The 10,255-nt window shown below is 33.9% G+C and carries 9 protein-coding genes; 3 read left to right on the forward strand and 6 right to left on the reverse strand.

The features are described from left to right. On the reverse strand, positions 1 to 803 hold an 803-nt coding region (locus tag ACJROP_RS10140), incomplete at its 3' end, for a hypothetical protein (protein ID WP_406535351.1). A 223-nt stretch (positions 804 to 1,026) separates the two neighbouring features. On the opposite strand from ACJROP_RS10140, the gene ACJROP_RS10145 reads away from it, so the two are divergent. Continuing rightward, positions 1,027 to 2,805: a ribosome biogenesis/translation initiation ATPase RLI gene (locus ACJROP_RS10145; protein WP_406535352.1), complete on the forward strand. Its 1,779-nt coding sequence runs from the start codon at positions 1,027 to 1,029 to the stop codon at positions 2,803 to 2,805. A gap of 161 nt (positions 2,806 to 2,966) precedes the next feature. Beyond that, positions 2,967 to 3,788, forward strand: a complete 822-nt coding sequence (locus ACJROP_RS10150) for a nicotianamine synthase family protein (RefSeq protein WP_406535353.1) — start codon at positions 2,967 to 2,969, stop codon at positions 3,786 to 3,788. 1,096 nt (positions 3,789 to 4,884) lie between these two features. On the opposite strand, the gene ACJROP_RS10155 is transcribed toward ACJROP_RS10150, so the two are convergent. The 5 genes from ACJROP_RS10155 to hmdC all read right to left on the reverse strand — a co-directional run bounded on the left by ACJROP_RS10155 (position 4,885) and on the right by hmdC (position 9,779). After that, positions 4,885 to 5,289, reverse strand: a complete 405-nt coding sequence (locus ACJROP_RS10155; protein WP_406535354.1) for a hydrogenase iron-sulfur subunit — start codon at positions 5,287 to 5,289, stop codon at positions 4,885 to 4,887. A 9-nt stretch (positions 5,290 to 5,298) separates the two neighbouring features. Beyond that, complete coding sequence (locus ACJROP_RS10160; RefSeq protein WP_406535355.1) at positions 5,299 to 6,438, reverse strand: Coenzyme F420 hydrogenase/dehydrogenase, beta subunit C-terminal domain; 1,140 nt, start codon at positions 6,436 to 6,438, stop codon at positions 5,299 to 5,301. A 5-nt stretch (positions 6,439 to 6,443) separates the two neighbouring features. Beyond that, positions 6,444 to 7,454, reverse strand: a complete 1,011-nt coding sequence (locus tag ACJROP_RS10165; protein WP_406535356.1) for a hypothetical protein — start codon at positions 7,452 to 7,454, stop codon at positions 6,444 to 6,446. Between the two features lie 17 nt (positions 7,455 to 7,471). Beyond that, positions 7,472 to 7,822, reverse strand: coding sequence for a hypothetical protein (locus ACJROP_RS10170; protein WP_406535357.1), 351 nt, complete (start codon positions 7,820 to 7,822; stop codon positions 7,472 to 7,474). 460 nt (positions 7,823 to 8,282) lie between these two features. Continuing rightward, positions 8,283 to 9,779, reverse strand: a complete 1,497-nt coding sequence (hmdC, locus tag ACJROP_RS10175; protein WP_406535358.1) for a 5,10-methenyltetrahydromethanopterin hydrogenase cofactor biosynthesis protein HmdC — start codon at positions 9,777 to 9,779, stop codon at positions 8,283 to 8,285. A 395-nt stretch (positions 9,780 to 10,174) separates the two neighbouring features. Between hmdC and ACJROP_RS10180 the strand changes: the two genes are divergently transcribed. After that, on the forward strand, positions 10,175 to 10,255 hold an 81-nt coding region (locus ACJROP_RS10180), incomplete at its 3' end, for a hypothetical protein (protein ID WP_406535359.1).

Consider the following 10,255-nt stretch of genomic DNA (forward strand, 5'->3'; position numbering starts at 1 on the left):
TTTGCACTTGCAAGATTACAGTTGCTAATGGTTACATTATCCAAAAATACAGTTCCAGTATTTTTCTCATTGTAAATTGCACCGAAAATATAAGATGCAGTGCTTGCAGTGGATATTTCTGAACCGTCAATTATGCTGTTTTTCAAAGTATAATCGGCAGTACCACTACCACCGAAATCAATTGCACTGGAATAAGAACCAGTGGAAGATTTTGTGCCTAAGAATTTACAATTATCTACTGTTACACTTCCAGAAGTAAATATACGTAATGCACCATATCTAGAAGCACAATTGTCAAAAGTACAGTCACTAATTTCTACATTATCGTTTCCACCAATGAAAATAGGAGTTCTAGCACCAGTCATTGAGATATCCTTAAAGGTTAAACCACTAATGACCAATGAAGCGCCTCCAGATCCGGTTGTATAGAATAAATCGTTATCGCCGGATTTAATTATTACACCATCTTGACTTTCACCAGTGAAAGTTAATTGTTTTGTACCGATATCAATTTTTGAAGTTTCGGTATATTCTCCGTTCTTGATGAAGATTGTTTCCCCACCGCTAGCGGCGCTAACAGCAGCAGAAATACTTGTATAATCTCCACCTCCATTCGCATCGACAACATATGTGTCGCCACTTGCACTTAACTCTTCCACAGGAGCGTCGGCTACGACTACTTCGTCGACAGTATCGGCTCCGAGTGTTTCATTAAGTGATTCTTCTGCACTAACAGCATTAACGCAGCATAAAAGCATTAACACCAATAATGCGCAAATAAAAATATTTTTATTTATCTTCATTTGACCACTCAATATAATTGTTTATAAAGTTAGAATTAAAATTTAACAAGTTAACTTTATACAATATAAATATTACATTATAATAATATTTAAATATTAATTATAAAAATTAAAATGAAATTGAAAACTTTTTTCATCATGACTAAAATAAGAAAAAACTGCAATAATATTAATTATATAGTACGAACAAAAATTCTAATGATTATATTTTAAGGAGATAATAATGACCCGTATTTCAATTTTAGACAAAGACAGATGTCAACCTAAAAAATGTGATTATCTTTGTATCAATTACTGCCCCGGCGTTAGAATGGACGAAGACACCATTGTAATTGATGAAGATACAAAAAAACCGTTGATATCAGAAGAATTATGTGAAGGGTGCGGAATCTGTACAAACCGCTGCCCGTTTGATGCTGTTACTATTATTAACTTGCCCGAAGCAATTGGTGAGCCGATTCACAGATTCGGCCAGAACCAGTTTGAACTGTTCGGGCTTCCAAGCTTGGAGGAAGGAACTGTTTTAGGTCTTTTGGGTCAGAACGGTATCGGTAAATCCACAATAATGAACATTTTAGCTGGAAATTTGATACCTAACTTTGGAGACTTTGAAAATCCCCCACAAAACTGGGACAGAGTTATTGAATTCTATAAAGGTTCAGCACTTCAGAAATATTTCAGAGATCTATCCGAAGGCAATGTAAAAACCATAATGAAACCGCAAATGGTCGATAAGCTTCCAAAAGTTGTTAAAGGAAAAGTCAGAGATTTACTCAACAACGTTAATGAAAGAGATAAGCTTGACTACGTTACAAAGGAACTGCAGCTTGAAAATGTCCTGGACAGGAAAATGGAAAACCTGAGCGGTGGTGAGCTTCAAAGGGTTGCAATAGCCGCAACAGTACTCAGAGAAGGCGACTTCTACTACTTTGACGAGCCGACTTCATGGCTTGACGTATCCCAAAGGCTAAATGCAGTCAAGGTAATCAGATCCCTGGCGGAAGAGGGCAAAAGCGTACTGGTTATCGAACACGACCTTGCAACACTTGATGCACTGTCAGACAACATCCATATACTGTATGGTACTCCCGGAGGATACGGTGTTGTATCCGGAAGAAAGGGTGTCCGCATAGGCATCAATGCATATATCAAAGGATTTTTAGCTGAAGAAAATGTAAGAATCAGGAAAACACCTATTGAATTTACAATAAGGCCTCCTACTCCGGAAGACGAAGGGGATGCACTTGCAAGCTACACCGACATTACCAAAGACTATGATGGATTTAAACTATCCGCTGATGCAGGGGAAATATTCTACGATGAAATCGTGACCGCATTCGGATCAAACGGTATCGGTAAAACCACTTTCGCCAAAATGCTTGCCGGTGTAGAAGAGCCAACAACCGGAGAAATCGATGAAGAGGTTACAATAGCTTACAAACCACAATACATCGTTACCGACTTTGAAGGAACAGTCAGCGACTTCCTATATATGAACGCCCCTAGTTTCGGAAGCAAGATCTTTGAAAGCGAAATAATGAATCCGTTCTCACTGAATGAAATGCTTGACAAACCCGTCAAAGGCCTGAGTGGAGGGGAACTTCAAAGACTGGCAATTGCCGCAACACTTTCAAAAGATGCTGAAATTTATCTTTTTGACGAACCGACAGCATTTTTGGATGTCGAGCAAAGATTAATTGCAGCGAGAGTGATCCGCAAGATGGTTGAAAGCAGAAATGCTGCAGCACTCATTGTAGACCACGATATCGTATTTATCGATTACATCTCAGATAGGGCGATGGTTTTCAATGGAACCCCCGGTCTGAACGGTCATGCCTCAAAGCCGACTGACCTTAGAAATGCAATGAACGAATTTTTGGGAAACTTAAACATTACATTCAGAAGGGATAAGGAAACAAAAAGGCCAAGAGTCAACAAGCTCGACAGCTACAAGGACCGTGAGCAAAAGGAAAAAGGAGAATATTATTATCTATCAGATTAGATATTCTCTTTTTAATACTATTTTTTTTAAAAATCATAACAACCCAAAGTAATACTTTTATATTAATTTTTAAGAACAATAAGCAACTTATTTTAAATTTTAAAATATTTATATAGTTTAATGTATAAAACAATACTTAAATATTAATTTATGTGATTCAAATGAGCTGTTATAAATATTGGGGAAAAATTGAAGAGATAGCAGACAAGCTTTCAAGCTATGGTGATTTGGACAAATACGGAGATTCCGCCCTTGATGATGTTGACATCAACGAAATCATCGAGATATTGGATGATGTGGAGATTATCGCCCACGACAGGGAAATCGATTTTGATTCTGCAAAACATATCCTAGATGATGAAAAAATGAATAAAGCATTAAAATTGATTCGCAAATTCTACGTATATGTCGGTGCAAGGCTTGAAACCGAAAATGCATTGAAAATATTGGAATCTGATGATCCTAAAGAAACCTTTAATTCATTCCAGTTCTATGAAAGATATACCGGATTGTTGAACAACGAACGTCAATTAGCTAAATTCAACGAAGACAAAACCTTCGTATTTTTAGGAAGTGGACCACTCCCAATAACATTAATCATGTTCAACCTAGTATTCGGATGCAAATGCATCGGAATAGAGATTCAGGAAGAGGTTGCGGATCTTTCAAGAAAGGTACTGAAAAAGTTAGGCCTTGATGAGGATATCAAAATCATAACCGGCGACGAAAAGTCAATAGCCGACCTTGACTATGACATTTTAATGGTGGCTGCGCTTGCAGAACCTAAAGACAGGGTATTCGCGAACATCTGGGAATTAATAGATGAAGACACTCCTTTGCTATACAGAACATATACAGGAATGAGAGCAATCCTATATGCCCCTGTCCTTGAAAAGGATACAAGAGGATTCCACAAAGAGGTCATGCTTTTACCAACCGGAAAAACAAATAATACATCAGTTTTAATTAGAAAAATAGTTTAAAAATAGCTATAATAGTTATTAAAGTTGAGGAGTTACTTTAATAACTATTAAGAGAGACTAAATTATCCAATTCTTATATGTATAAGAACAGTGTTTTAATCTTTACAAATATGACTGGCTGACCAATGTATATCGATGATTTTTCTCAAATACTATGAAGCATGAAAGACATCAATAATATCTTTCGAACATTAGTGATATGCTCACTAATCTTAGAAAGGCAATTAAAGATAGAGTGTAAATAGCTATTGAATAGCTATTTACGTTAGTTATATGGCCAAATTTCTTAATTGAGGTATGGACATATAAATTATCAAACGAGTAAATTTGATAATCTATACTATACTAACTAGTAATAACCATATAAATGTTATTAAAGTATTACTCCTCAAATTAATCGTTAAATCGTAAAATAATAATATAAATTTAATTATAACCCGAATAAACAATATACTCAAATGTATTCAAGAAAAAAATAATTTTTAATGAGTTATTGCGAATAAATAATAATTTAAAATATGGCCAGAATCCATTTAAATTAAAAAATAACATCACACATATCCCCAAATAGATTAAAATTCTAAAAAAAATTAATAAATTTAAAAATAATAGATTAAATAGACTTACAGTATTTTTAATGTTAAAAAACGTGAAGACTGAAAAAGTAATACAATTTAGAAAAATAATACTACACTATGTAATACTTTTTAATTAAAAAATATTAATTAAAATTTAAAAAAATAGCTATTAAAGACGTGAGGAGAAAATGCTTTAATAGCTATTGTAGACAGTGAAAGAAACCCATATATAATTATATAAATCTCTTTTTTTATTTATATTAATTATCTTACATTGATGGAGAAAATAAAGCAATATCAACTGGTTATGCCAACAATCAATATTACTCGGCTAATGATGAATATATCAACATGAAGATAATTAATTGAAAAACAATCAAAATATTCGCTATTTTAACTATTTTTCTAACATTAGTGATCAGCTCACTAATCTTAGAAAAACAATCAAAACGGGTGAGAGTAAATAGCTAAGATTAGCTATTTACAATCATCGTTATATGGCTTGACTATTTTTAACTCTATTCTAATTCCAATGGACCCAATTTTGAAAGAGTATTATGGAATTCCTCCATTGTTCTTTGGAATTTTTCACCTTCGGATGCTGAAATCCATTCGTAACGGAATCTTTCTTTTTCGATTCCGAATTCTTCGATAATGTCTTGAACAATTTTTGCACGTCTGGACCATTTGTAGTTACCTGCGTCATAGTGGCAGTCCCCAATATGGCAACCTCCTACAAATACCCCGTCAGCTCCGTCTTCAAATGCTTTAAAGATCATGGAAGGGTTTATTCTTCCAGAGCACATTACACGAATGATTCTAACGTTAGGAGGGTATTGCATACGTGCAGTTCCTGCAGTATCAGCCCCTCCATAACAACACCAATTACATAATAATCCTACAATTTTAATATCATCAGACATCAAACCACCTCATAATTGAACTTTTTCTGGACTATATAATGGAGGTTTAATATCATCAGAAACTCCAGCTACATAACCAGTCCTTTCACAATATTTTTTCTGCAATTTATCAAAGATTAATGAAACAGGGATATCCATTGGGCAGACATCGTCACATTGACCGCAGTCACAGCAACTGAAGCTCATGTGGGAAAGTCTGACTCCTTGGAAAGCAATTGGGCTTGGCGGAATGTTACCTTCATCTTTGAAGTATGATTTGTTTAGTTCGCAGTTTTCATAGCACCAGCATATTGGGCAGATGTCTCTGCAAGCGTAACATCCGATGCATCTTTTCCAGTCATCCATGTTTTCTGCTTCTGCGAATTTGGCATTTTGAACTTTTTTGGCCATTTTGATCATGATGCCTTCGACTTTCAATCTTGCTTCGATTGCTTGTTCTGATGGGTTTTTGGTTTCTATCAAACCAGCGCCTTTTGCACCATCAATCAATTCCTGACCTTTTTCATCGTTGATTTCAATGAATGTCCATCCGTCTTCGGATCCCCAGTTTCCACATGCAATGTTTGCTTTTCTTGGGATTTTTACATCACATCTTTGACAGTTATTACGTCTTCCGAATCCTTCTTGTTCCAATTCGTGGATTTTGACTCCTTTTTCAGTACCGTCTGCAAGTTCGACAATGAATTGACCTTTGTCAATCTCTTCACTTACAACATCATCAGGGTTGATGTCATAGAACAGTTCAATCATTTTACGACCAGTGACTGGAGAAACGGTTCCTCCACAATTTAAACCAATTGTATAGATATTGTCCCTATTAATTTTGTGTCTTTTAATCAATTCTTCGACGGACCTTATATCACATGGTTTAACAGTGAAGGCTACTTTTTTATCTTCAAAATATTTTTGAATAATGTCCCCTATCATTGTAGGAGCACAGTGATAAGAACCGGCTGTTGAAATTAAATCTTCAGAATCAGTTATTAAAGTTGGAATACCATCATATATGTCGTCTCCTGGACGTAATGCTAAAACACCGTCAACAATTCCTTCATCCAATAGATATTTGAAAATGCTTGTTACGGCTCCCCCGCATTCACCAGCTTCATGAATTGCACTATCTTTAGATTTGGCTAAAACATAACTCATAAAAATCACTCCGCATCTCCGTTTATTTTTCCAATGACTTCAGCAATACCCATGTTATCAGATTCTAAAGCTGATTTGAATTCTTGAGTTAAACCTTCGGAATTAGTAAATGAACCATCTTCTTCCAACCATGATTTGATTGGAATTACAAAGCCAGCGATTTCGGTTGTGTCGTTTTTAGCTGGGGAAAATGCAACAATTTGAGAGATTGATTTGAAATCAAAATCCATTTCATTTACAACATCCTCATTGAAAACTAGTAAAACATCAGTATTTTTTAATAATTCTTCTGCATCTTCTTTTGAAATTGCATCAACCAAATTGAAAGCACCTTTTGAATTAGGTTTGCTGTAAACAGGCAATACTTTAGAACCTGCACTTGCAATTAAATCCAAATCTTCGAATGAATCAACCTTATTGAATACGATTACTGCATCTTCACCAATGTCGTTACTGTCTAAGAATTCTTTAACACTGACGGAAGTGAATTCATCTGCTATATTTGCGGTTGGTGAATTTGCTAACTCGTCATTAACGAATACTTTTGCACCATTTGCTTTAGCACGAACAATGCGTCTTCCAATTAACGGATTTTCATATAAAATGTTTCCAATGACAAAAAGATTTGATGCGTTTTCAACATCATCATAGGAAGCTACAGACTCAAAATTTTTCAAATTATTATCATATGCTAAAATATTAAAACCTTTAGACTCACATAAAGATTTGATTGCTTCTAAATCTTCATTAGAATTGTTTCCAGAAAAAATCGCTGTGACTTTTTCAGCATCACAAGATTTTAATTTTCCAACAACATCGTCTAACACTTTTGAATCAAATGTGAGTTTTTCTTCAAAAATTTCAATAGAAGATCTTCCATTTGAGCAGTTTTTACCCTCATTGATAGGATGTCTTTTATATGGGAATGTTCCGACAATTTCTTCACTATCTAAAATCACATTTATACCACAACCAACGCTACATGATGGGCATAACGTGTGTTTAATTTCAAACATAATACATCACCAAATATTTAAAAAGCAGCATTTAAGTTTACTGCAGAATTAATATCCTCTTTAAATAGCTCATAATCTGATTGCCTAGTCAATGAAATCATGTTCATTAACATGTTGCATGCATGATGAAAAACAATTTGAGAACAATCTTGCTGGATAAATTCTTCAAAATCGTCTAACCTAAGTAATCCTTCAAGTTTAAAATTTAAATTTAAATATTCAGCAGACCTTATAATAATATTATATTTTATATCCCTTTGATCAGTATCCGCATATTCAACTGACCAATCCACATCTAAATTTAAATTTGTGTTTGTAGGATTGTAGTTTTCACGAATCATGGCTATCTTTTCTACAGTAATTTCCACACTACTCTCTCCAATTATTATTAAAATAATCTCTAAATTATTAAAATTAACAGAATTAATTATAATAATCTATACAATAATGACTAGTAATAACCATATAAATGTTATTAAAGTTTTTTTCTCAAAATTCGCACTGTTTTTTCAAATAAAGAAAATATATTTTTTTAATAAGTAAATAGAGAATAATTATTTAATTATTTCATAAAATAATAACCCATGATGGTTTTCTATGAATTATTCATAAACAGGAAAATTCATTAAACTAATTTAAAACCCAAAATAAAGATAAAGTGATGTTCAGTAGACAAAATAATAAAAATACCATATTAAATTATAGAAAAACTAATAGAATTAACTTAAAAAAGTAAAATATAATGAAAAATAAAAAAATAGAAATAGTAATACTTTTTATCAAAGTAATACATACTTCAAATCATAATTTTTTTGAAAAAAGTATTAACTACACGATTGTTAATGCATTAGGCACTTTCTTCAAAATATTCTCTTTGACTGGAATCATCGTTGATGAAGCGATTGAGAAGTCAGCAATGTTTGCTGCAATTTTATCGTCCTTTTCAGCAATTATAGTTGCATTTAACGCTCCTTGCAAGTTATCAACAGTGTTTTTCAATACCCAATCATCAACATCAGAAATTATAATTTCATCAGCATACTTATCCAACTCATTGGCAATTACCCAGGAAATGAACCTTCCACCATGCAGCGCAATCGTATTTCCATCGGCCAATGCGACAATATCATGTAAGGTATGTTTCAATTCAATATTTTCATACATTCTGGAATTGACCAATGTTGCCCAATGTGCATCGCCGACATGATAGTCACCAATTTTTCTTGGATATACATATTCAGGCCCTGCAATTTTAACGGCAGTGGCTAATGAAAGCAAGTCAGGCCTTTGAACCGGAAGACCTCTGTTTGGGAATTCCTCATTGATGATTTGAACGATTCTTGGAAGTCCGAATTTTCCTCTTCTGGCAGTTCCAGGTTCAAATCCGCACATGTAGCCATGATGATTTTTTGGAAAACCTGTAATGACCATGTTTAAACCTGATCTTAAACCGGCTCTTACCTCATGTTCATAAGCCCCATTAGTCGCAACAACTTTTCCAGGAGATAAAATTCTTGCAGCCGCAATTGTTTTTGCAAATGCCTCAGTGGTATTTTCACACCTGTTAAAAGGACCTCCTTCAACCACAATGACATCAGCACCAATTTCAATGGATTTTTCAAAACCGGTAATCACTTCATCATAACCGTCACCGACAAACATGATGGATTCCAAACCCCTGCCATATTTTTTAGCAAGGTTTGCAATATCTTCAGCTTCTCTTATCGGTGCTGCATGACCGTCACCGGTCTGTTCACAAGTAACATTAACTGCAACGGATGATGATAATTTGACCCATTCCTCCTTATCATCCTTTTCAGCAAGTTCTTTGTCTATTAATCTTTCGTGAATTCTTCCACGAGGACATTCAGTGAATGCCGGACCTTTATTGTAACATTCACCACCACATCCACTAATGTTTTTAGGAAGCCTCATCGCACCGTTTTCACCGAAGTGGTCCAAATCAAGAGGAACATCAACAATTTCATGAACCTTCTTCATCACTTCAACCCCTCTCATTCCAAACTTCTCGGCTATGTCTGAAAAAGCGTATGCACAAATGTGAATCGGTGCGCCAATCATATCTGCCAATCTGCAATTGCCTAACAAGTCCATTAGTTCCAAATCAGAAGCACAGGTTCCGACAACCACTTCAGTCAAATCACAACCTAATGGGAACCTTTTAAATTGCATTCCCAATTTCATTGTCTCTTCCAATGAGAGTTCTGAAATTGCATCAACGACAGAAGTTATATCCTTGTCCATTTTTGAAATTTCAATTGCAGCTTCATCATCATGAACAGCCTTTTTTATTAAATCATACATGAAAATTTACTCCAAAATTACTATTAATTAATATATTTTTCAGTAAAATCTTTAATAAATAAGTTTCTATTTTAGGTTGACTAAAATAAATATAAATGCCCTATACTACAAAACAAAAGTATTACTAAACTACAATATAATAAACAAATAGTAATACTAGTATTACTAAAAATGGGAAAAGAATAGAAAAAATATTACTGAAAAAAGAATAGATATAAAGATTTAAATAATACTACTTTTTAAATATAAATTATTACTGCACGGGATAAAAATACCATAATTTAGTAATAAAAAAATCAATATGATACTTTAACCCTGTAGTAAAACTTTTTTAAATAGTTTAAACTATTGGAAAAAGTTCATTAAAATATATATGTTTTAAGGAGACGAAAAAAATGAAAGTAGCAATTTTAGGTGCAGGATGTTACAGAACACACGCTGCAAGTGGAATTACCAACTTCTCAAGAGCTTGTGAA

It is taken from the genome of Methanobrevibacter sp. (assembly GCF_045220775.1).
GTDB lineage: Archaea > Methanobacteriota > Methanobacteria > Methanobacteriales > Methanobacteriaceae > Methanocatella.